General features: G+C 72.6%; 18 protein-coding genes. 11 read left to right on the top strand and 7 right to left on the bottom strand.

Annotated elements, in window-relative coordinates; translation table 11 throughout:
- Window positions 1–108: 108 nt before the first annotated feature.
- The 5 genes from ACIBG7_RS41300 to ACIBG7_RS41280 are packed head-to-tail and all read right to left on the bottom strand — an operon-like array spanning window position 109 to window position 6,638.
- Window positions 109–2,715 carry a family 78 glycoside hydrolase catalytic domain gene (locus ACIBG7_RS41300; RefSeq protein WP_397339805.1) on the bottom strand — a complete coding sequence of 869 codons (2,607 nt, stop codon included), beginning with the start codon at window positions 2,713–2,715 and terminating at the stop codon, window positions 109–111.
- Complete coding sequence (locus ACIBG7_RS41295) at window positions 2,712–3,701, bottom strand: serine hydrolase domain-containing protein (protein ID WP_397339804.1); 990 nt, start codon at window positions 3,699–3,701, stop codon at window positions 2,712–2,714. Before ACIBG7_RS41295 ends, ACIBG7_RS41300 begins: the two co-directional genes overlap by 4 nt.
- Window positions 3,698–4,516 (bottom strand): carbohydrate ABC transporter permease, encoded by an 819-nt coding sequence (locus tag ACIBG7_RS41290; protein ID WP_357935824.1) that lies wholly within the window; start codon window positions 4,514–4,516, stop codon window positions 3,698–3,700. The genes ACIBG7_RS41295 and ACIBG7_RS41290 overlap by 4 nt, the downstream gene beginning before the upstream one ends.
- Complete coding sequence (locus ACIBG7_RS41285; protein WP_357935827.1) at window positions 4,513–5,367, bottom strand: sugar ABC transporter permease; 855 nt, start codon at window positions 5,365–5,367, stop codon at window positions 4,513–4,515. The genes ACIBG7_RS41290 and ACIBG7_RS41285 overlap by 4 nt, the downstream gene beginning before the upstream one ends.
- The gene (locus ACIBG7_RS41280) at window positions 5,361–6,638 is read right to left on the bottom strand and encodes an ABC transporter substrate-binding protein (protein ID WP_397339803.1); all 1,278 of its coding nucleotides are present in this window, start codon (window positions 6,636–6,638) and stop codon (window positions 5,361–5,363) included. The genes ACIBG7_RS41285 and ACIBG7_RS41280 overlap by 7 nt, the downstream gene beginning before the upstream one ends.
- 137 nt (window positions 6,639–6,775) lie before the next feature.
- Between ACIBG7_RS41280 and ACIBG7_RS41275 the strand changes: the two genes are divergently transcribed.
- The 3 genes from ACIBG7_RS41275 to ACIBG7_RS41265 all read left to right on the top strand — a co-directional run bounded on the left by ACIBG7_RS41275 (window position 6,776) and on the right by ACIBG7_RS41265 (window position 11,346).
- Window positions 6,776–7,786, top strand: a complete 1,011-nt coding sequence (locus tag ACIBG7_RS41275; RefSeq protein WP_397339802.1) for a LacI family DNA-binding transcriptional regulator — start codon at window positions 6,776–6,778, stop codon at window positions 7,784–7,786.
- 69 nt (window positions 7,787–7,855) lie between these two features.
- Window positions 7,856–9,454 carry a hypothetical protein gene (locus ACIBG7_RS41270; RefSeq protein WP_397339801.1) on the top strand — a complete coding sequence of 533 codons (1,599 nt, stop codon included), beginning with the start codon at window positions 7,856–7,858 and terminating at the stop codon, window positions 9,452–9,454.
- Entirely contained in the window at window positions 9,451–11,346 is a 1,896-nt protein-coding gene (locus ACIBG7_RS41265) for a hypothetical protein (RefSeq protein ID WP_397339800.1), read from the top strand. Before ACIBG7_RS41270 ends, ACIBG7_RS41265 begins: the two co-directional genes overlap by 4 nt.
- On the opposite strand, the gene ACIBG7_RS41260 is transcribed toward ACIBG7_RS41265, so the two are convergent.
- Window positions 11,285–11,875: a TetR/AcrR family transcriptional regulator gene (locus ACIBG7_RS41260; RefSeq protein WP_397339799.1), complete on the bottom strand. Its 591-nt coding sequence runs from the start codon at window positions 11,873–11,875 to the stop codon at window positions 11,285–11,287. The two genes, ACIBG7_RS41265 and ACIBG7_RS41260, sit on opposite strands and share 62 nt — an antisense overlap.
- 181 nt (window positions 11,876–12,056) lie before the next feature.
- Between ACIBG7_RS41260 and ACIBG7_RS41255 the strand changes: the two genes are divergently transcribed.
- Genes ACIBG7_RS41255 through ACIBG7_RS41220 form a run of 8 tightly spaced genes read left to right on the top strand, consistent with a single transcriptional unit; the run spans window position 12,057 to window position 20,446 of the window.
- Window positions 12,057–12,917, top strand: coding sequence for an alpha/beta hydrolase (locus ACIBG7_RS41255; RefSeq protein WP_357925634.1), 861 nt, complete (start codon window positions 12,057–12,059; stop codon window positions 12,915–12,917).
- A 10-nt stretch (window positions 12,918–12,927) separates the two neighbouring features.
- The gene (locus tag ACIBG7_RS41250; protein WP_397339798.1) at window positions 12,928–14,154 is read left to right on the top strand and encodes an extracellular solute-binding protein; all 1,227 of its coding nucleotides are present in this window, start codon (window positions 12,928–12,930) and stop codon (window positions 14,152–14,154) included.
- A complete protein-coding gene (locus ACIBG7_RS41245; RefSeq protein WP_397339797.1) occupies window positions 14,151–15,014 on the top strand; it encodes a carbohydrate ABC transporter permease in 864 nt (287 codons plus the stop codon). Before ACIBG7_RS41250 ends, ACIBG7_RS41245 begins: the two co-directional genes overlap by 4 nt.
- Window positions 15,011–15,811 carry a carbohydrate ABC transporter permease gene (locus ACIBG7_RS41240; RefSeq protein ID WP_397339795.1) on the top strand — a complete coding sequence of 267 codons (801 nt, stop codon included), beginning with the start codon at window positions 15,011–15,013 and terminating at the stop codon, window positions 15,809–15,811. Before ACIBG7_RS41245 ends, ACIBG7_RS41240 begins: the two co-directional genes overlap by 4 nt.
- Window positions 15,808–17,103 (top strand): M28 family metallopeptidase, encoded by a 1,296-nt coding sequence (locus ACIBG7_RS41235; RefSeq protein ID WP_397339794.1) that lies wholly within the window; start codon window positions 15,808–15,810, stop codon window positions 17,101–17,103. Before ACIBG7_RS41240 ends, ACIBG7_RS41235 begins: the two co-directional genes overlap by 4 nt.
- Window positions 17,088–18,425: a carboxylesterase/lipase family protein gene (locus ACIBG7_RS41230; protein ID WP_397339793.1), complete on the top strand. Its 1,338-nt coding sequence runs from the start codon at window positions 17,088–17,090 to the stop codon at window positions 18,423–18,425. Before ACIBG7_RS41235 ends, ACIBG7_RS41230 begins: the two co-directional genes overlap by 16 nt.
- 1 nt (window position 18,426) lies before the next feature.
- Entirely contained in the window at window positions 18,427–20,013 is a 1,587-nt protein-coding gene (locus tag ACIBG7_RS41225) for an AMP-binding protein (protein WP_397339792.1), read from the top strand.
- Window positions 20,014–20,062: 49 nt separating this feature from the next.
- Window positions 20,063–20,446: a VOC family protein gene (locus ACIBG7_RS41220; protein WP_357924914.1), complete on the top strand. Its 384-nt coding sequence runs from the start codon at window positions 20,063–20,065 to the stop codon at window positions 20,444–20,446.
- 10 nt (window positions 20,447–20,456) lie between these two features.
- Here ACIBG7_RS41220 and ACIBG7_RS41215 read toward each other — a convergent pair whose 3' ends face one another.
- Window positions 20,457–20,876 (bottom strand): GNAT family N-acetyltransferase, encoded by a 420-nt coding sequence (locus ACIBG7_RS41215; protein WP_397339791.1) that lies wholly within the window; start codon window positions 20,874–20,876, stop codon window positions 20,457–20,459.

Here is a 20,876-nt window from a genome sequence, read left to right as displayed (position 1 = left end):
TGGGCAGACCGGCGCGACGTCCCAAACTAATCGGTCCGCCGCGGATCCACCCACCGCGCCTCACCGCGCCCCTGACCGGGCCCCTCACCGGGCCCCTCACCGGGCCCCTCACCGGCCCAGTTCGTCCCACTCCTGGAGCAGGTGGGCCGTCGCCGCCGCCGGGGCGGTGAACGACCAGCGGCCCGGCGGCAGGGTGAGGGCGCAGCCGCCGTCGGGGAGCCGGGTGGTGGGCAACTGCTCGTTGAGCCCCATCAGGAAGGTGCCGTTGACGGTCATCCCGTCCCACGCGCCCCGCACCGGCAGGACGGCCCGCGCGCTGACGCCCTCGGGGACGGAGAAGGTGAACTGCACGCCGTCGGGCCCGGCCCGCCAGCCCGATTCGACCGGGCCAGAGGCGCTGTCGTAGCGGGCGTGCGCGTGGCGGAGGAGCGGGACGGGGCCGGGGCGCAGGAGCAGCTCGCCGAAGCCGCCGCCGGTCCCGCGCGGGTCGTCGCCCAGGCCCGCGACGTGCCGGAACAGCCAGTCGCCCACGCAGCCGTAGGCGTAGTGGTTGAAGGAGTTCATGGCCGGCGTCTGCAGGCCGTAGCGGTGGTGCCAGGCGTCCCAGCGCTCCCACATGGTGCTCGCCCCGGCCCGGAGCTGGTAGCGCCAGGACGGGTAGCCCTCCTGGTTGAAGATCCGGCAGGCCAGGTCGTGGTGGCCGGTCTCGGAGAGCACGGGCAGCAGCAGGGGCGTGCCGACGAAGCCGGTCATGAGCCGGTGCCCGTCGGCGCGCACCAGGTCGGCCAGCGCCTGCGCCGAGGCGGCCCGGTCCTCGGGCGGGATCAGGTCCCAGGCGAGGGCGACGGCGTAGCCGGTCTGCGTCTCGGTGTGCAGCCGCGGCCCGGCGAGGAAGGCCCGCTGGAACGCGCCCGACACCCGGGTGAACGCCTCGCCGTACTCGGGGGCGTGCGGCTCGCCGAGCACGTCGGCCACGTGCGCGATCAGCCGGAGGCTGCGGGCGAGGGCGGCGGTGGCGATGAGACTTTTGGGCGTCTCGACGGTGCCGGGGGCCAGCCAGTCGCCCAGGGCCCGGCCCGGCCGCAGGCCGTCCTCGGCCTGGTCGAGGCAGTAGCCGGCCCACCGGCGCATCGGGTCGTAGGCGCGGCGCAGCGTGCGGTCGTCGCCGTAGCGCCGCCACAGCAGCCAGGGCACCTCGACCAGCGCGTCGGACCAGACGGGGGAGTCGTAGCCGTACTCGGGCAGGACCGGCGCGACGTGCGGGACGGCGCCGTCGGCCCGCTGCCCGTCGATCAGCGTCGTCACCCAGCCGGACAGGAACGCCTGCGTGTGCCGCAGGAAGCTGAGCGTGGAGCCGAAGACGGAGATGTCGGCGGTCCACCCGGTGCGCTCGTCGCGTTGCGGGCAGTCGGTCGGCACGCTCACCAGGTTGCCGTCGGCGGAGGCGCCGATGTTGGCGACGAGCTGCCGCACGGCCGGGTCGCTCACGGTCAGCGAGCCGGTGACGGGCAGCGCGGAGGACAGCAGCACCGCCTCCAGGTCGCCGGGATTCAGCGCGCCTGGCCAGCCGGTGAGCTCGGCGTAGCGGAAGCCGTGCAGGGTGAAGGCGGGCTCGACGACGTGCGAGCCGGGGCCGAGCACGAACTCGTCCCGCTGGTCGGCCGAGCGCAGGTTGTCGGTGTAGAGCCGGCCGGCGGCGGTCAGTTCCTCGCCGTGCCGGACGACGATCCGCACAGGATCGGGCGTCCGCACGCGCAGGCGGAGGCGGCCGACGACGTTGCGGCCGAAGTCGGCGACCTGGACGCCCGGCACGGGCTCGGTCACCGAGACGGCCGGCACTGTGCCGATCACCCGCACCGGGGGAGCGGGGTCGGCCTGCACGAGGATGGGCGGAGCGGGCGCCTCCGTGGCGGTCTCGCCGGTCGATGAGCGGGGCGGGACCTGGACGGTCTCGCCCATGATCAGGTCGGCGCGCGGGCGGCCGAGGTCGTGCCGGGTCCAGGACGGGTCCGTGGCGTACACGCGCCGGACGCCGCCGTCGTCGCGCACGAGCACCTGGGCGCTGACGGCGGGCCGGTCGCCGTAGCGGAACGGCCCGCCTCCGGCGACGTGCCCGGCGTACCAGCCGGGAGCCAGCCACAGCTCCAGCTCGTTCGCGCCGGGGGCGAGCAGGTCGGTGAGCTCCAGCAGCCGGTAGCGCGTCCGGTGCCCGTAGTCGGTCCAGCCCGGCGCCAGCTCCTCCTCGCCGAGCCGTACGCCGTTGAGCAGCACCCGGTAGACGCCCAGTGCGGTGGCGGCCAGCCACGCGCGCCCGGCCGGCCGGGTGAAGGAGCCGCGCAGGCTCACCGCCGCCCGCGGCTCGCCCGCCAGCCACGGCGCGTCCCACTCACCGCGCAGCCCCGTGGTGAACGCGCCGCTCGCCTGCCCCTCCACCTCCCAGGTGTACGGCACCAGCGGTTCCAGCAGCTCATCGGGCACATCCACCGCGTAGGCCCCGGCCGGCACGACCGACCGCCACACCGCACGCCCGTCCGCGGACACCGTGACGGCGGCCTCCTCGGCCACCCGCCCGTCCCACGACAGCCGGGGCGACGGCTCGTCCACGCCGACCGGATCCGCCAGCCCGCACGTCAGCCCGGCCCGCGAGGCCCGTACGGCCGGCCGGATGTAGGGCGTCTGCGCGCCCGAGACCTGGACCCCCGAGTTCCGGTTCACGCATCGAGCCCGGTGGTGAAGGCGTTGTGCAGGCCGTCGAGGTCGACGCCGAACACGCTCGGCGCCATGACGTTGATCAGCAGCACGAAGCACGCGTCCTGCTCCGGGTACATCCACCACTGGCAGCCCGAGGCCCCGCCGTGGCCGTACAGCCGCCGCTCCAGCAGCCCCGGCGCCGAGTGGCGCAGGTTCCAGGTGAGCCCCCAGTCCTGGCCGGCGTTGACCGGATCGGGCTGGAGCTTGACCAGGCCGGTGGTCTGCGGCGTGGTCATGGCGGCCAGCGTGGTCGGGTGGACGAGCGCGCGGTCGCCGCGCAGCAGCGCGGAGCCCAGGGCCAGCAGGTCCTCGGCGCGGGAGAACAGCGCCCCGGCCGGGTGGCGGAGCCCGACGAACTTCGCGAAGTCGAAGCCGGGCCCGAGCAGGTCGAGGTGGTGCACCTCGGCCGCGTCGCAGGCCGGGTCGAAGGTGATCCGGCCGCCGCCCGGCACCAGGGTGTTCAGGTCGGAGTCGATGAGTTCGGCCAGGCTGTGCCCGGTGACGTCGCGGAGCATCTCCTCGATGCCGGCGAAGGCCAGGTTGCAGTACTGGCTGAGGGTGCCCGCCTCGAACATCGACGGCGCGGTCACCAGGTGCTCCACCAGGTCGTCGGGGGTGAGCGTCTGCTCGGCGATGCCGCTGGTGTGGGTGAGCAGGTGCCAGAGCGTCACGTCGGGCCGGGGGAAGCGCGGCAGGACCTCACGCAGCGGGCGGCGCAGCGACAGCAGCCCGCGCTCGACCTGGCGCAGGGCCAGCAGCCCGGTCAGCGGCTTGGTCACCGAGAACAGCGCGAAGTGGTCGTCGGCCCTGGTCGCTCGGCCGTCGTGGGTGCCGAAGGACTCCAGCACCTCGATCCCGCCGGAGGTGGCGGCGCCGAACACCGCGCACGGCAGCCGCCCCTCCTTGATCTCGCGCCTGACCCAGTCGAGCGCGATGTGGTGAGTGGTCATCCCTTGAGAGCACCTTCCGTGAGACCGGCCAGGACGCGCTTCTGCGCGACGACGTACACCGCCACCAGGGGCAGCGTGGTGAGCAGGACGTGGGCGAAGACGAGGTTCCAGTTCAGGCTCTGCAGGGTGCCGGAGGCGAACTGGAACAGGCTCAGCGGCAGCGTGGCGTTCGCGCTGCCCTGGAGCAGGAAGAGGGCGAAGAAGAAGTCGTTCCAGACGTTGATGATCAGGATGACGCCGCCGACGAACAGCACCGGCCGCAGCAGCGGCAGCAGGACGCGGACGAAGATCTGCGCGCGGGAGGCGCCGTCGATGGCGGCGGCGTCCTCCAGGTCGCGCGGGAAGGCCCGGACGAACCCGGTCGCCAGGAAGATCACGACGCCGAGGCGGCAGCCGGTCATCGTCAGCACGTAGCCGAGCGAGCCGCCGTCCAGGGACAGGGCGCGCAGCAGGTAGACGGTCGGGATGATGGACGGCGGCAGCAGGATGGACAGGCCCATCACGAAGTAGGCCGCCTGGAGCCAGCGCGAGCGGCTGCGCCCGAAGGCCCACGCCGCCGCCGCGCCGAGCAGTACCACGGCCAGCACGATCGGCACGGTCACCTTGAGGCTGTTGAGCAGCCCCACCAGGTAGCCGCCCCGGTCCAGGACGATGCCGTAGTTCTCGGCGATCGCCCACGTCCTGGGCAGGCCGAGCCCGAGTTCCGCGGCCTCGCCCGCGGGCTTGAAGGAGTTGACGACCACGAGCCAGACGGGCACGAGCACCCACGGGATCGCGAACAGCGTCAGCGCGATGTACTTCACGGCCGTTCTCATCCGGCCACCTCCCGGCGCCGCAGCCACCACACCAGGGGCACGGCGGTGACGATCACCAGCAGGGTCACGGTGAAGCCCAGCGCGCTGGCCGAGCCGAAGAAGCCCTGGCCCCACTGCTGGCGCATCACCACGTTCAGCGCCCGCGTGTGGTCGCCGGGCCCGCCGCCGGTGGTGGCGGCGATGACGTCGTAGGCGCTGAGCGCGCCGACCAGCGTGACCGCGACGTTGAAGGTCAGCGCGGGGGCGAGCATCGGGAAGACCACCCGGCGGAACCGGGTCCACGGCCCGGCCCCGTCCACCGTCGCCGACTCCAGCAGCGACTTGGGGATGGAGTTGAGGCCGGCGATGTAGACCAGGGTGATCAGCCCGCTCCACTTCCACGCGTCGATGAAGGCGACCACCACCAGCGCGGTGGCCGGTTCGCCGAGCCAGGCCCAGTCGAGGCCGAGGAAGGAGTTGACCGCCCCGTCGGGGGCCAGCAGCCCTCGCCAGATGTAGCCGGCGGCCAGCGGCGAGATGAGCGTCGGCAGGAAGAACGCCGAGCGGAAGATAGTGTTGATCCGGCTGGTCCGCTGCAGGGCCAGGGCCAGCGAGAGGCTGACGGTGTTCTGGATCGCCATGCACAGGATCGCGTAGGTCACGGTCACGGTGACCGCGTTGGCCAGCAGGTCCTGGTCGATCAGCGTGCGGACGTTCTCCAGCCCGTTCCAGGTGATCTCGGCGCGGAAGCTGGTCCACGAGGAGAAGGCGAAGCGGACGTTGAGCAGGAACGGGGCGACGAAGAAGACCGCGACCAGCACGATCGCGGGCAGCGCCCACACCAGCCAGCCCGCCCGGTTCCGCATCACCATCCGGGCAGCCCTGCCGCCTTGGCCGCCTGCTCGACCTGGCCCTGGAGCTGGGCGGCCGCCTTCTGCGGGTCCTTCTGCCCGGCGATCAGCTCGGACATGAGCTGGGCGAGGCCGCCCATGCCGGGGATGTCGGAGTTGAAGGCGATGACCGCGCCGCCGTCGTAGGCCTTCTTGACGTCCTGCAGCACGGAGGAGACGCCCTCGGGATCGGGCACGTCCTTGAACACCGGGAAGGTCTTGGCCGCGGTGATGTACTCGGCGTAGGCCGGGCCGGTCATGAAGCGCACGAAGTCGAGCGCCGCCTTCTCGCGGGCCGCGTCGCCGGTCTTGGGCAGGTAGAAGGTGCCGATCGGGCCGGGCGCGTAGGTGACCAGCGGCTTGTCGCTGGACAGGCCGACGAAGCCGACCGTCTCGTCCACCTTCTTCTGGTCGCCGCCCGCCGCGGCGAGCAGGGCGGGGAGCATGTCGGAGTGCTGGGCGACCATGGCCGCCTCGCCGCTGACGAGGGCCTTCATGGAGTCCTCGAACTTGGCGGTGACGATGTCCTTGTTGAAGCAGCCGTCGGCCTTGAGCTTGGCGTAGGCGGTCAGGCCGGCGACGAAGGGGGAGCCGGGGTCGGCCAGCGTGCTGGTGTGGCCGGCGATGGCCTTGCCGTACGCGTTGGCCTGGTTGGCGCCGGCCAGGTAGAGGATGGGCAGGATCTGCGTGGGCCAGATCGAGCCGCCCGCCTCGAAGACCGGCGTCACGCCCGAGGACTTGAGCGTGGCGCACGCCGTGGACAGGTCGGCGAAGGTCTTCGGCGGCTCGGGCAGCAGCTTCTTGTTGTAGTAGAGGCCGAACACCTGGGGGAAGCCGGTGATCGCGGCGTAGACCTTGCCGTTGACCGCGCCGGCGGCCTGGTAGAGGTCGCCGGACCTGGCGATGTAGGCCTCGCCGGTCAGCTCGCGCAGGTTCTGGGCGGGGTTGAGGGCCAGCAGGCCGCTGACGGTGGCGTGGTACTCCAGGATGTCCGGGCGCTCGCCGGTGGCCCACTTGGTCTGGGTGGTGTCCTCGAAACCGTCGGACGGGATCGCGACGAGCTCGATCTTGTGGCCGGACTGCTTCTCGAACTTCTTGTACATCTCCAGCAGCGGCGCGGGGTCCGCGCTGTTGTGCCAGAGGGTCAGCTTGACCTGGCCGGCCGCCTCCGGGGCGGAGGATCCGCAGCCGGAGAGGGACAGGGCGAGGACGGCGCCGATCGCCGCGCCGAGTAGACGGGTTGGTGCGCTCACGGCCCGTCCTCCTGTTCTGTGAAGGAAAATGTGTGTAGAACGTTCTCCATAGATGCGGCAGATGTCAAGGGGTAGATCTGCGAACCCCAGCCGAGCTAGCCTCTCCTCTGGACAACGTTCTACGCGAAGGATGGCTTGTGACGAGCGGACGGGTGACGATCGCCGATGTGGCCAGGCGGGCCGGGGTCTCCACGGCAGCCGTGTCCAAGGTGGTGCGGGGCGCCTACGGGGTGAGCGCCGAGATGCAGGCCAAAGTGTCGCAGGCCATCGACGAGCTGGGCTACCGCCCGCACGCCGCGGCCCGCGCCCTGCGCGGCCGCACCTACACCCTCGGCGTCATGCTCTCCGACACCCGCAACCCGTTCTTCCCCGACATCATCGAGGGCGTCACCGGCCAGCTCGGCGACACCGAGTACCAGGTGCTCCTCGGTCCCGGCGGGATCGAGCCCAGGACGCAGGCCAGGATGACCGACGCCATGATCGACCGGAGCATGGACGGGCTCATCCTGATCTCGCCGGTCATGACGGACGCCGAGCTGGCCGCCATCGCGGCGGCCACCCCGGTCGTCGTGGTGGGCCGGCACGGCGGCGCCTCGGCCTACGACTCGGTCGTGGACGACGACGTGATGGGCGCCAGGCTCGTGGTCGACCACCTGGCCGGCCTCGGGCACACCCGCATCGCGCACATCACCCACCTGGAGCGGGCCCGCGCCCAGGGACTGCCGCACACCGTGCGCGCCGAAGGCTACCGCCAGGCGATGCGCGCCCACGGGCTCACCGGCGACGTGCTGGCCACCTCCTTCACCGAGGAGGGCGGCTATGAGGGCGCGCGCGAGCTGCTCGCGCGCGCCGACCGGCCCACGGCGATCTTCGCCGGGGCCGACATCGCGGCGCTCGGCGTGCTGCGCGCCGCCGACGAGGCCGGTCTGTCGGTGCCGGAGGACCTGTCGGTCGCCGGTTACGACAACATCGGCATCGCCTCGCTCAAGCGCATCTCGCTCACCAGCGTCGACCAGGACGGGCAGGTCATCGGGGCGACCGCCGCGCGCCTGCTCGTCGAGCGCATCGAGGGGCGCACCCGGTCGGTGACCTCGTCGGTGTCGCCGACGCTGATCGTCCGCGGGACCACGGGACCGCCCCGCCCCTGAGACCGGCCGCGCGCATCGGGGGACTGCCGCGGGCCTTGGATTAAAACGATTCGATGGAAGGACCCCCACGTGCGACGACTAGCTCTGCTCGCCCTTCTGCTCCCGCTGGCCGCGCCCGCGCAACCGGCCGCCGCCCAGACCGTGACCTCCGCCGGGAACACGGCCGTGACCTGCCCGGTCCGGGTCGATCCGGCCGCGTTCGCCTCCGAGGCCCGCCTCGGCGCCCTGGCCGAGCAGCAGGAGACCTTCGGCCCCCGGCCGACCGGCTCCGCCGCGCACACCGGCTACGTCGACTGGCTGGAGGACGAGCTGGCCGCGATCCCCGGCCTGCAGTTCTCCTCGCTGCCCTACGAGATCGACCGCTGGGACAGCCTCGCCACCGGCCTGACCGTCGGCGGTACGGCGGTGCAGGTCGCCGCCCCGGTGCCGTTCTCCGCCTCCACCGGCCCCGGCGGCGTCACCGCGCCGCTCGTGCACGTGCCCGCGGGCACCGCGATCACCGCGGCCAACGCCGCCGGGAAGATCGTCATGCGTGACCTGCCCTGGACCAACGTGCCGAACCTGCTCTTCTATCCGCCCACCCTCGGCTACTCGATGTACGACCCGGGCCTGACCATCAACCTGCTCGGCTCGGAGTCGATGGAGGCCCCGGCCGCCGCCGACACCGACCTCAAGGCCGCCGCCGCGGCGGGCGCGCTCGGCGTGATCGAGGTCAGCCAGCTCCCGCACGCCCAGATCCAGGGCATGTACGCGCCCTACGAGGGCCTGCCGTACGGCGTGCCGGGCGCCTACGTCGGCGCCGACCAGGGCAAGCAGATCAAGGACGCGCTGGCCGCCGGACAGCCGGTCCAGGCCGCGCTGACCGTGAACGCCGCCTGGACGCCGACCACCACCCGCACCCTGCTCGCCACGCTGCCCGGCGGGAGCGCCCAGAAGATCGTCGTGGAGAGCCACACCGACGGCATGAGCCCGGTCTGGGACAACGGCCCGCTCACCATGATCGAGATGGCCCGGTACCTGTCGTCGCTGCCGGTGGCCTGCCGCCCGCGCACCGTCCAGTTCGCCTTCGTGACCGGCCACCTCTACCAGCACCTCACCGGCCCGGACGTGCGCGAGGGCGGCGCCGGCCAGCTCGCCGCCCAGCTCGACGCCGAGTACGACCAGGGCGGCGTCTCCTCCGTCGTGGTGCTGGAGCACCTCGGCGCCCGCCGCTACGACGCGGTCGCCCGGCCCAACGGGCTGCCGGGCAAGCAGCTCGTCGCCAGCTCCAGCCTCACCGAGCTGCTGCTGGTCCCGGTCAGCGAGAGCACGCCGCTGCGCGAGCTGGTCAAGGGCCACATCCAGTACTGGGACGTGCGCCGCACCGCGATCCTCAAGGGCCTGTCGGCGGCCGACCTGGCCACCGTGCCGCGGCACTGCTCCTTCGGCGGCGAGGGCACGCCGTACAACCAGCACCTGCTGCCGGTCATCGCGCCCATCGCCGCGCCCAAGACGCTCTTCTCGCCGCAGTTCGGCGCCGAGGCGATCGACCTGGCCGCGATGCGCAAGGCGTCGCTCGCCTTCACCGACGTCGTGCTCGACCTCGGGCCGATGGCCCAGTCGGCCGTCGCGGGGGATGTGACCTCCATGCGCCAGATGCGCGCCTCCGGCACGCCGGGGTGCGCGTGAGCATCGACCGGAAGGCGCTCGTGCGCCGGCACACCGTCGTCGACGCCGGCCGGCCGCTGACCGTCGGCAACGGGGAGTTCGCCTTCACCGCCGACGCGACCGGGCTGCAGACCTTCGCGCCGCTGGGCACGCAGGCGCAGTGGGGCTGGCACACGATGCCCAACCCCAAGGGCCACGAGCCGGCCGACGCGTGCACCGACTACGACGGCGTGCCGTACCCGGACCTGTACCCGGCCACCGAGGCGGGCGGGTGGCTGCACGTCAACCCGCACCGGCTGCACCTGGGCCGGATCGGCCTCGACGTGCCGGAGGGCGCCGCGCTGGGCCGCTCGGCGCAGACCCTCGACCTGTGGACCGGCCTGCTGTCCAGCTCCTTCGAGCTGGACGGCCTGCCGTACGAGGTGGAGACGGTCTGCCACCCGGAGCGGGACCTGCTGGCCGTCCGGGTCAGCGGAGCCGCGGGGATCAGGATCGCCTTCCCCTACGCCAGCGACGGCTGGCACACCACCGCCGACTGGGACCGGCCGGAGCGGCACACCACCACGCACACGGTGTCCGGCTCGCGCTGCGACTTCACCCGCGTCCTGGACGCGGACCGCTACCACGTGGCCGCCGAGTGGGCGGGAGCGGCGCGGCTCAGCGCGCCCGGCGGCCACGTCTACCTGCTGCGCGGCCAGGACCTGGAGCTCGTCGTCGGGTTCGCCCGCGAGCCGGTCGGCGCGCTGCCGTCCTTCACCCAGGTCCGTACGGCTGCCGCCGCCCACTGGGAGCGGTTCTGGAGCGAGGGCGGCGCGGTGAGCTTCGAGGGCAGCACCGACCCGCGGGCCCCCGAGCTCGAACGCCGGGTGGTGCTGTCGCAGTACCTCACCGCGGTCAACTGCGCCGGCTCCACCCCGCCGCAGGAGACCGGGCTGGTGGTCAACTCCTGGAGTGGCAAGTTCCACCTGGAGATGCACTGGTGGCACGCCGCCCACTTCGTCCTGTGGGGCCGGCCCGAGCTGCTGGAGCGCAGCCTGCCGTGGTACCGCTCGATCCTGCCGCAGGCCAGGGAGACGGCCGCCCGGCAGGGCTTTCGCGGCGCGCGCTGGCCCAAGCAGGTGGGGCCGGAGGGCCGGGAGAGCCCGAGCGAGATCGGCGCCTTCATCGTCTGGCAGCAGCCGCACCTGATCTACTTCGCCGAGCTGCTGCGCCGGGCCCGGCCGGAGGCGCTGGCCGACTACCAGGACCTGGTGTTCGAGACGGCCGAGTTCATGGCCTCCTTCGCCGCCGGCGGGCATCTCGGGCCGCCGCTGGTCCCGGCGCAGGAGTCGTACTACGAGTCCAGGCGGACGGTGCGTGATCCCACCTTCGAGCTGGCCTACTGGTGGTGGGGGCTGGAGACCGCCCAGCGCTGGCGCGGGCTGCTCGGCCTCGACCCGGAGCCGGAGTGGGCGCGGGTCATGGACGGCCTGGCCCGGCCGCTGGTGCGCGACGGCGTGTACGCGGCCATCGGCGTCGAGCCGTACACGATCAGGACCGACCATCCCTCGATGGTCGGGGCGCTCGGGTTCGTGCCGCCCACGCCGCTGATCGACCCCGAGATCATGCGGGCCACCCTGCACGACGTGCTGGCCGCCTGGGATCTGGAGAGCACCTGGGGCTGGGACTACCCGCTGCTGGCGCTGTGCGCGGCCCGGCTCGGCGAGCCGGAGACCGCCGTGGACGCGCTGCTGCTGGAGACGCCCAAGAACACCTACCTGCCGGACGGCCACAACCAGCAGTGGCCCGGGCTGCTGCCGCTCTACCTGCCGGGCAACGGCGGCCTGCTCGCCGCCGTGGCCCACCTGGCGGCTACCCGGTGCTTCCCGGAGGGCTGGCGGGTCCAGGCGGAAGGGGTGGCCGCGATGCCGTGAGCAGGGTGACCGCGTACCGGTAGAGGTCGGCGGCGGCCGAGACCAGGTCGGCGGCGCGCCCCGCGCGCACCTCCGCGGCGATGAACTCGGTGCTCCCGTAGACGATCAGGCGGGGCACCGAGGCGGCCAGCGGCGGCAGCGAGGGGTCCTCCAGCCTGGCCCGCGCGCCCAGCGCGGCGAGCATGTCGAGGAAGGGCCGGTAGGCGGCGTCGCGCTGCCCGACCGCCCGCTCGCCGGCCCTCGGCAGCTCCACGAAGTAGGCCTGCGCGTACTCCGGCCGCTCCTGCCACCACCGCAGGTAGGCGTGCAGGCCGAGCCAGAGCCCCTCGCGCCAGTCCTCGCCCGCCTCGGCCGCGGCGGTGTAGATCGTGTCGACCATCTCGGGCAGGTCGCGCTCGCAGACCGCGAGGAAGCACGCCTCCTTGTCGGCGAACTGGGCGTAGAAGGCGTTGCGCGAGACCCGCGCGGCGGCGATCACGTCCGGCACGCTCGTGGCGGCGTACCCGCGCCTGGCGACGAGCCTCAGCATGGCCTCCACGAGGCGGTCGCGCTGGGAGGTTCGGACCGTGTCGGGAGACAGCCCGTGCCGTCCCCGGGGGAGCGGCTGCGCTCCCGGAACTTCCTTCTGGTCATGTCTTGACATCGCTGGTCGATCGTACTTCCCTTCCTTAGGAGACGTTCACGTCTCCAAATAGCTTACGAAGGTGACCATGCAGAACATCACCCGCCGGCAGGCGTTGCGCGCCGGCGCCCTCGGCCTCGCCTCGGCCGGATTCCTGTCGCTGACCACCACCGAGGCGCACGCCGCCTCGGCGATCGAGACGGTCTACAAGGCCCCCGGCCCGTGGCCGGTCGCCACCGGCACCTCGGGCGGCCACCGGCTGTACCACCCCGCGACCCTCGGCTCGGGCGGCGTCACGCACCCGATCGTCACCTGGGGCAACGGCTCCTGGGCCACCCCCGACAACTACCCCGGCCTGCTCACCCACCTGGCCTCCTGGGGCTTCGCGGTGATCGCCTCCACCGACACCACCACGGGCACCGGCGCGGAGATCCTCGCCGCCGCCCAGCACCTCGTCGCCCTGAACGGCGATCCCGCCAGCGCCTTCCACGGCAAGCTCGACACCGCCCAGGTCGCCGCGGTCGGCCACTCCCAGGGCGCGGGCGGATCCATCAACGCGGCCAACGACTCCGCCGGGCTGATCAGGACCGTCGTGCCGATCGCCACGCCCGCGGCCTGGATGGCCAGTCCCGGGGACGAGTTCTCCGTCGCCGACCTGACCGTCCCGGTGCTCTTCCTCAGCGGCGCCAACGACTGGCTGATCTCCTCCGCGGCCACCCTGCAGGGCTACTACGACCAGGCCACCGCCGGCGCGGGCAAGGCCCTGCTCAAGGGCGCCGGCCACAACGACGTCCAGAACAGCGGCGGCGCCTTCCTCGGCTACGTGACCGCCTGGCTGCGCTACCGCCTCATGGCCGACGCCCAGGCCCGCGCCGCCTTCGCCGGCCCCGCCCCCGAACTGCCCACCAACACCGCCTGGCAGAACCAGGCCCTCAAGAACCTCACCTAGGAGAACCACCATGGCGGAACTGACGCGGCGTGGGCTGTTAGCGGCGGGCGCGCTCACCCTGCTCGCCGGGTGCGGCGACGACCAGCCCCGGCAGCAGGTCGCCGCCGGCAAGCCGCAGGGCGAGGTCAATGTCTGGCTGCACGGCTCGCAGGAGACCGGCGAGCAGTTCCAGGCGCTCGTGCACGACTACATCGCCGAGTTCCGGGTGGACGTGCGGCTGCTCTACCTGCCCGTGGGCCAGCTCGACGCCAAGCTGCTCACCGCCTTCACCGGCGGCACGCCGCCCGACGTGTTCAAGATCGGCCACTGGAGCTTCCCGGCGCACGCCAAGAAGAACCGGCTGGCGCCGATCGACACCAAGGCGCTCCCGCTCCAGGCCTACGAGCCGGGCACGACCACCCCGCTCACCTACCAGGACGTGCCCTACGGCGTGCCCATCGACTTCAACCCCTGCCTGCTCTACTACCGCAAGGACCGGTTCGAGCAGGCCGGGCTCGACCCCGACCGGCCCCCGGCGACCTGGGAGGAGGTCGCCGACTACAGCGCCAGGCTCACCTCCGCCGACCGCAGGCGCGTCGGCCTGCAGTGGCTCTACGGCGACCCGCAGTGGGCGCTCATGATGCTCACCGCGCTGATCAAGGGCAAGGGCGGCGAACTCGGCGGCAACCCGGCGCTCGTCGAGGCCCTGACCTACATGAAGGGCCTCGGCAACCCGAAGCTGTCCAACCCGCTGGGCGCGCTCGGCCTGTTCTACTCCGGCGAGGCCGCCATGGTCGTCAGCGGCGCCTTCCTCGGCCCCGCGCTGGAGAAGCTCGGCAAGAACACGCTCACCTTCGGCAGGCAGTACGGCGTGGCCCCCATGCCCGCCTGGGACGGCGGCCGGTCCGTCGTGCCCGCCTACACCTGGGGCTGGGGCGTGGCCAAGGACTCGCCCAACCAGTACACCGCCTGGCACCTGGTCAACTACCTCCAGGGCGCCCGGTCGGTGGCGGCCAACCTCGACAACGGCATCATCATCCCCACCAAGGGCTGGCGCGAGGCCGGGCCGCGCGGCAAGTCCGAGATCATGAAGCTCGTCGCCGACAGCCTCCCGCACGTCGACTTCGGCCCGATCATCCCCGGAACCGTCGAACTGGCGAAGGCCGCCGCCGGCGCCGTGGACTCCGTCGCGCACGGCAAGGCGACCCCGGCCGAGGCCGCGGCCACCTTCGACGCCGCGGTCCGGCAGATCCGGTGAACGCTCGCCCGCAGGCCACCGCCGGGGTCGCGCTGACCCTGCCGGTGGCCGTGTTCTTCGTGGTGTTCTGGCTCGTCCCGTTCCTGGCCGCCGTCTACCTCAGCTTCACCGACTACGAGATGGCCGGCACGCCCACCTGGATCGGCCTGGCCAACTACGAGCGCATGTTCGCCGACCCCGGCTTCCTCAACTCGGCCTGGATCACCGTCGTCTACACCGTCTGCACGGTCGTGCCCACGATCGTGCTGGCCCTGCTGGTGGCCGTGCCGTTGAGCAGGCCTGGCCGGCTCAACCGCTGGCTCCGGGCGCTCGTCATGATCCCCGCCGTGATGCCGCTCGCGGCCACGTCCATGGTCTGGGTGATCATCTACTCCGACGGCGGCCTGGCCAACACGCTGCTCGGCCTGGCGGGGATCGCGCCGCAGTCCTGGCTGACCAGCTCCGACCTGGCCATCTGGGCCCTGGTCGTGATGGTCGTGTGGAAGAGCCTCGGCCTGTTCGTGATCATCCTGACCGCCGGGCTGCAGGCGCTGCCCGGCGAGGTCTACGAGGCCGCCGCCCTCGACGGCTCCGGCCCGGTGACCACCTTCACCCGCATCACCCTGCCGCTGCTGCGCCGGACCCTGCTGTTCGTGCTGGTCATCTCGGTGGCCGGCTCGATGCAGGCGTTCGTGCCCGCCTTCCTGCTCACCGGCGGCGGGCCCGCCGACGCCACCCAGGTGCTGCCGTACTACATCTGGGCCAACGCCTTCCCCTACGAGCACATGGGCTACGCCGCCGCGATGGGCATGGTGCTGCTCGCCGCCATGGTGATCGTCTCGGCGCTGCAGTTCGGGTTCCTGAAGGGAGACGACGAATGACCGTGCTGCGGAGCGCCTGGCTGATCGTCGCGGTCGGGTTCATGCTGCTGCCCGTCTACGTCATGGTCGTCGTCGCCTCGGCGCCCGACGACACCGACCTGAGCGGGCTGGTCTTCAACGGCTTCCACCTGCCGGAGAACCTCAGGACGCTGTTCGGCGAGGGCAACCTGCCCACCTACCTGCGCAACAGCCTCATCCTGTGCCTCGGCACCGGCCTGCTGGACGTGATCTTCTCCGCCGCCGCCGGCTACGCGATGGCCCACCTCGCCTTCCCCGGCCGCCGCGTCCTGTTCCCGCTGGTGATCGGCACGCTCGCGCTCACCCCGATGGTCCTGGTCATCCCGGTCTTCCTCATCGTCAAGGAACTCGGCTGGGTCAACACCTTCCAGGGCATGATCGTGCCCGGCATGATCAGCGCGTTCGGCGTCTTCCTGGTGCGGCAGTTCGCCCTCGGCATCCCCAAGGAGCTGCTGCTGGCCGCGCGGGTGGACGGCGCGGGGGAGTTCCGCATCTTCGCGCGCATCGCCGTCCCGCTGCTGAAGCCGGCGCTGATCACCCTGTTCCTGGTGCACTTCCTGGCCCAGTGGGACAACCTGCTGTGGCCGCTCATCGTGGCCAACGACCAGGAGCTGTGGCCGTTGCCGGTCGGGCTGGCCAACTTCCAGAGCGAGGTCGGCCTCACCTACCACCTGACCACCACCGCGGCACTGGTCACGGCGGTGCCACCGTTCATCCTGATGGTGGCGCTGCAGCGCTACTACGTGGCCGGGCTCACCTTCGGAGGGCTGAAGCGATGAGAGCCATGATGATGGACTGGATCGAGACGGTGGTCTCGCGAGGCATCCGGCGTCCCGGCTACCCGGCCGACGACTGGACCGCCGCGTGGGCCGCCGAGCGCTTCACCGAGTTCGGTCTCCAGGACGTACGGCTGGCGCCGGTCGAGCTGCCGGCGTGGCGGCCGGTGACGGCGTCGCTGGAGGTGCGCCTCGACGCCGCCCCGGCCCAGGCGGTCCGGGTGGCGGCGTTCGCCCTGCCGTACAGCCGGCCGAAGGCGGTCGTGACCGCGCCGGTCACCCGCGAGGTGGTGCCGGGGGCGATCGTGGTGCCCGAGTACGCCTTCACCGAACTGCCGCAGTTCTACGTCCGCGACCTGGCCAAGGCCGTGCACGACCCGGAGGGCGTCTTCGACGGGCTGGTCCAGACGCTGCCGTTCCAGCTCGACTACCTCGACGTCATCCAGGGCGCGATCGACGGCGGCGCGGCCGGCTTCGCCGGCGGGCTGACCGGGGTGCCATGGGAAACGCGCGACTACTACGTGCCCTACGACGCGGTGCACCGCGACCTGCCGGCCGTCTGGCTGTCCGGCGGCGACGCGCGGCGGGTGCTGGCCCTGGTGGACGAGGGGCCCTGCACCGGCACGCTCACCGTCGAGGCCGAGACCGGCCCGGCGCTCTCGCACAACGTGCTCGGCACGCTGCCCGGCGCCTCCGACCAGTGGGTGATCATCGGCTCGCACCACGACGCGCCCTGGGCCTCGGCGGTCGAGGACGCCACCGGGATCGCGCTGGTGCTGGCCGCCGCCCGGCACTGGGCGGGCGTGCCGCAGGAGGAACGGCCGCACAACCTGCTCTTCCTGCTCACCGCGGGCCACATGGCGCACGCGGCGGGCACCAGGGCCTTCATCGAGGAGCACCGCGACCTGCTCGGCGACGTCGTGCTCCAGCTCCACCTGGAGCACGCCGCCCGCCGGTGCGAGGTCGTGGACGGCCGGCTCGTGCCCACCGACGACCCCGAACCCGGCTGGTGGTTCACCTCGCCCGGCCTGGAGGACCTCGTGGCGCGGGCGCTCGTCGCCGAGGACCTGCGCCGCTCGTTCGTGCTGCCGCCCGACGTGTTCTCCCCGATGCCGCCCACCGACGGCGCCTTCTTCCATCCGGAAGGGGTGCCGCTGGTGCACTTCCTGTCGGCGCCCATGTACCTGTTCGACTCGGCCGACACCCTCGACAAGGTGCACGAGGCCGGCCTGGAGCCGCTCACCCGGGCGGCCGTCCGCATCGTGGAAGGGACCGCCGGATGGCGCCGGAGCTGATCGTGCGCACCACCTCCGGGCTGGTGCGGGGCAAGGCCGAGGCGGGGGTGCTCGCCTTCCTCGGCGTGCCGTACGCCGCCCCGCCCTTCGGCGAGCACCGCTTCGCCGCGCCCGTCCCGGTCTCCTGGGACGGGGTACGGCCGGCCCTCACCCACGGCCCGGCCGCCCCGCAGGCGCCCGGCGAGGACATCGGGCTGTACGCGCCCGACGTCTTCGAGGCCGGGGCGGACTGCCTCAACCTCGACATCCGCACCCCCATGATCGGCCCGGCCGGGCTGCCGGTCCTGGTCTGGATCCACGGCGGCGCGTTCGCCATCGGCGGCAACGGCGCGGCCTGGCACCAGGGCCACCGCTTCGCCCGCGACGGCGTGGTCTGCGTCGCGATCAACTACCGGCTCGGCTTCGAGGGCTTCCTGGCCCTGGAGGACGCGCCGCTCAACCGGGGCGTGCTCGACTGGCTGGCCGCGCTCGCCTGGGTGCGCGACAACATCGCGGCCTTCGGCGGCGACCCCGGCAACGTGACGATCGCCGGGCAGTCGGCCGGCGGCGCGGCGGTCGCGACCCTGCTCAGCATGCCGCGCGCCGCCGGGCTCTTCCACCGGGCGGTCGTGATGAGCGGCTCGGCCACCCTGGCCGCCACCGAGCAGGAGGCCCGCGACCACGCCAAGGCGCTCGCCGCCCGGCTGGGGATCGACCCGACCCGGTCCGCCTTCGCCCGGCTGTCGCCCGCGGCGCTGGTCGCCGAGCAGCCGCCGCCGCTGTCCGGCGGTCCCGGCGGGCTGAGCGCGTCGGTGCCGATCAAGCCGGTCGTCGACGGCGACCTCGTCCCGGCCGTCCCGCTGGCCGCCCTGGGCTCGAGCGCGCACATCCCGCTCCTGGTCGGGTGCACCACCCAGGAGGCCGACGTGTTCGTCCGCCGCTTCGCCGCCGACGTGGACGCGGCCGGAGCCCAGGCGCTGCTCGACCACCTCGGCGTCCAGGTGGACGAGCCCGGCCTCACGCCCGCCGAACGCGTCGGCCGCGCCTTCACCGAGCACCTGTTCACCCGCGAGGCCCGCTGGATCCGCGAGGCCAGGCCCGCCTACGCTTATGAGTTCCGGTGGGAGTCGCCCGTCGAGAGCCCGGTCGGCGGCGGGCGCGTGGGCGCGGTGCACAACCTCGACCTGCCCTTCGTCTTCGACCTGCTCGACGCGCCCGGCGTCGGGCGCACCGCCGGGCCGGCCGCGCCGCAGGCCCTGGCCGACGCGATGCACGCCGCCTGGGTGCGCTTCGCCCGCACCGGCGACCCGGGCTGGCCACTCGATCATCTCTGGAGGTTCTGACATGGAGTCCTACTCGAGCGCGGCCGCCTCGACCCCGCTGCTGGGCGAGACCATCGGCGCCAACTTCGAGCGGGCCGTGCGCCGCTTCGGCGAGCGCGAGGCGCTCGTGGACGTGCCCACCGGCCGCCGCTGGAGCTACGCCGAGCTCGACGCCGAGGTGAACCGGCTGGCCCTCGCGCTGCTGGCCACCGGCATCGCCAAGGGCGACCGGATCGGCATCTGGGCGCCCAACCGGGCCGAATGGGTGATCGTGCAGTACGCCACCGCGAAGATCGGCGCGATTCTGGTCAACGTCAACCCGGCCTACCGCGCCCACGAGCTCGACTACGTGGTCAAGCAGTCTGGCCTGCGCCTGCTGATCAGCGCGCTCACCCACAAGGGCAGCGACTACCGGGCCATGGTCGAGGAGATCGGCTTCGCCGACGTCGTCTACCTGGACGATCCGGGCTGGGACCGGTTGCTGGCCAGGACCGCCCCGGAGGAGCGGCTGCGCGAGCGGATGGCGTCGCTGAGCGCCGACGACCCGATCAACATCCAGTACACCTCCGGCACGACCGGCTTCCCCAAGGGCGCGACGCTCTCGCACCACAACATCCTCAACAACGGCTTCTTCGTGGGGGAGGGGCTCGGCTACACCGAGCACGACCGGGTCTGCCTGCCGGTGCCGTTCTACCACTGCTTCGGCATGGTGATGGGCAACCTCGGAGCCACCTCGCACGGCGCGTGCGTGGTCATCCCCGCGCCGGGCTTCGACCCTGCCGCCACGCTGCTGGCCGTACAGCAGGAAAGATGCACCTCCCTGTACGGCGTGCCGACCATGTTCATCGCCGAGCTCGCCCTGGCCGGGCAGTACGACCTGTCCAGCCTGCGCACCGGCATCATGGCGGGCTCGCCGTGCCCGGTCGAGGTGATGAAGCGCGTGGTCACCGAGATGAACATGGCCGAGGTCGCCATCTGCTACGGCATGACCGAGACCTCGCCCGTCTCGACCATGACCCGCTCCGACGACAGCCTGGAGCGCCGCACCGAGACCGTCGGGCGGGTCATGCCGCACGTCGAGGTCAAGATCGTGCACCCGGAGACCGGGCTGACCGTGCCGCGCGGCGAGCCCGGCGAGCTGTGCACCCGCGGCTACTCGGTGATGCTCGGCTACTGGGACGAGCCGGCCAAGACCGCCGAGGCCATCGACGCCGCCCGCTGGATGCACACCGGCGACCTGGCCACCATGGACGCCGACGGCTACGTCAACGTGGTCGGCCGGATCAAGGACATGGTCATCCGGGGCGGCGAGAACGTCTACCCGCGCGAGGTCGAGGAGTTCCTGCACCGCCACCCCGACATCGCCGACGTCCAGGTGGTCGGCGTGCCGGACGAGAAGTACGGCGAGGAGCTCATGGCCTGGATCGTCCTGCGCGAGGGCGCCGCGCCGCTGACCGCCGAGGCCGTGCGGGCGTTCTGCGCGGGCAAGCTCGCGCACTACAAGATCCCCCGCTACGTGCACGTCGTGGACGGGTTCCCGATGACGGTCACCGGCAAGATCCGCAAGGTCGAGATGCGCGAGGAGGGGGTGCGGCTGCTCGGCCTGTGACGCGGGGGGAAGTTGCGGCCGGGGGTCTCGTTCGGACAAGCTCCTGCGCATGGTCTCGACAGTGCAGAACGTGGCGATCGACTGTGCCGACGCCTATGAGCTGGCCGGATTCTGGTGCGCGGCGACCGGCGGCACCCGCCATCCGGAGGACCGGCCCGGGGACGCGGAGACCGAGGTCACCCTCCCGAGCGGCCTGGTGCTCTACTTCAACCAGGTGCCGGAGCCGAAGGTGGTCAAGAACCGGGTGCACCTGTGCCTGCGCCCGGAGACCTCCCGCGACGCCGAGGTCGACCGGCTGCTCGGCCTGGGCGCCACCCTCGTCGCCGACCGGCGCGACCCGGACGGCACCGGCTGGGCCGTGCTCGCCGACCCGGAGGGGAACGAGTTCTGCGTCCTGCGCAGCGCCTCCGACCGGGCGGCGACCTCGGCCTGACCCGCCCAGCTCAGACGGTGCGGGCCATGCCGACCGACTTCGGGGCGGTGTGCCGGAAGCCGAACTTCTCGTAGAGGTACTGGGCGTCCCCGTCGGCGATCAGCGAGACGTACGCGCCGGCGGGGGCGCGGCGTTCGAGCTCCTCGACCAGGTTGCCCATGATCCGCTTGCCCAGGCCGCGTCCTTGGTGCTCCGGGGCGACGCAGATGTCGACGACCTGGAAGAAGCAGCCGCCGTCGCCGATGACCCGGCCCATGCCGACGGGCTCGTCGCCGTGGAAGAGCACGACGCAGTACCAGCTCTGGGGGAGGCCGAGCTCGGCGGCCTCGACGGATTTCGCGCTGAGCCCGGCGGTGGTGCGGAGGCGGATGTAGGTCTCGGGGGAGGGGAGGGTCGCGCGCAGGGTGTAAGGGTCAGCGGTGGCTTGCAT

Origin of the sequence: Nonomuraea sp. NPDC050328, assembly GCF_044459405.1 — a bacterium.
Classification (GTDB): domain Bacteria; phylum Actinomycetota; class Actinomycetes; order Streptosporangiales; family Streptosporangiaceae; genus Nonomuraea.
Note: the sequence above shows the minus strand (reverse complement) of the source record. Positions and strands in the feature narration are given on the sequence as shown.

Excerpts from the sequence above, each read along its gene's own strand:
- ACIBG7_RS41295 (WP_397339804.1), bottom strand. The coding sequence starts at position 3,701 with ATGACCACTCACCACATCGCGCTCGACTGGGTCAGGCGCGAGATCAAG.
- ACIBG7_RS41290 (WP_357935824.1), bottom strand. The coding sequence starts at position 4,516 with ATGAGAACGGCCGTGAAGTACATCGCGCTGACGCTGTTCGCGATCCCG.
- ACIBG7_RS41285 (WP_357935827.1), bottom strand. The coding sequence starts at position 5,367 with ATGGTGATGCGGAACCGGGCGGGCTGGCTGGTGTGGGCGCTGCCCGCG.
- ACIBG7_RS41260 (WP_397339799.1), bottom strand. The coding sequence starts at position 11,875 with ATGCTGAGGCTCGTCGCCAGGCGCGGGTACGCCGCCACGAGCGTGCCG.
- ACIBG7_RS41255 (WP_357925634.1), top strand. The coding sequence starts at position 12,057 with ATGCAGAACATCACCCGCCGGCAGGCGTTGCGCGCCGGCGCCCTCGGC.
- ACIBG7_RS41250 (WP_397339798.1), top strand. The coding sequence starts at position 12,928 with ATGGCGGAACTGACGCGGCGTGGGCTGTTAGCGGCGGGCGCGCTCACC.
- ACIBG7_RS41240 (WP_397339795.1), top strand. The coding sequence starts at position 15,011 with ATGACCGTGCTGCGGAGCGCCTGGCTGATCGTCGCGGTCGGGTTCATG.
- ACIBG7_RS41235 (WP_397339794.1), top strand. The coding sequence starts at position 15,808 with ATGAGAGCCATGATGATGGACTGGATCGAGACGGTGGTCTCGCGAGGC.
- ACIBG7_RS41230 (WP_397339793.1), top strand. The coding sequence starts at position 17,088 with ATGGCGCCGGAGCTGATCGTGCGCACCACCTCCGGGCTGGTGCGGGGC.
- ACIBG7_RS41225 (WP_397339792.1), top strand. The coding sequence starts at position 18,427 with ATGGAGTCCTACTCGAGCGCGGCCGCCTCGACCCCGCTGCTGGGCGAG.
- ACIBG7_RS41220 (WP_357924914.1), top strand. The coding sequence starts at position 20,063 with ATGGTCTCGACAGTGCAGAACGTGGCGATCGACTGTGCCGACGCCTAT.
- ACIBG7_RS41215 (WP_397339791.1), bottom strand. The coding sequence starts at position 20,876 with ATGCAAGCCACCGCTGACCCTTACACCCTGCGCGCGACCCTCCCCTCC.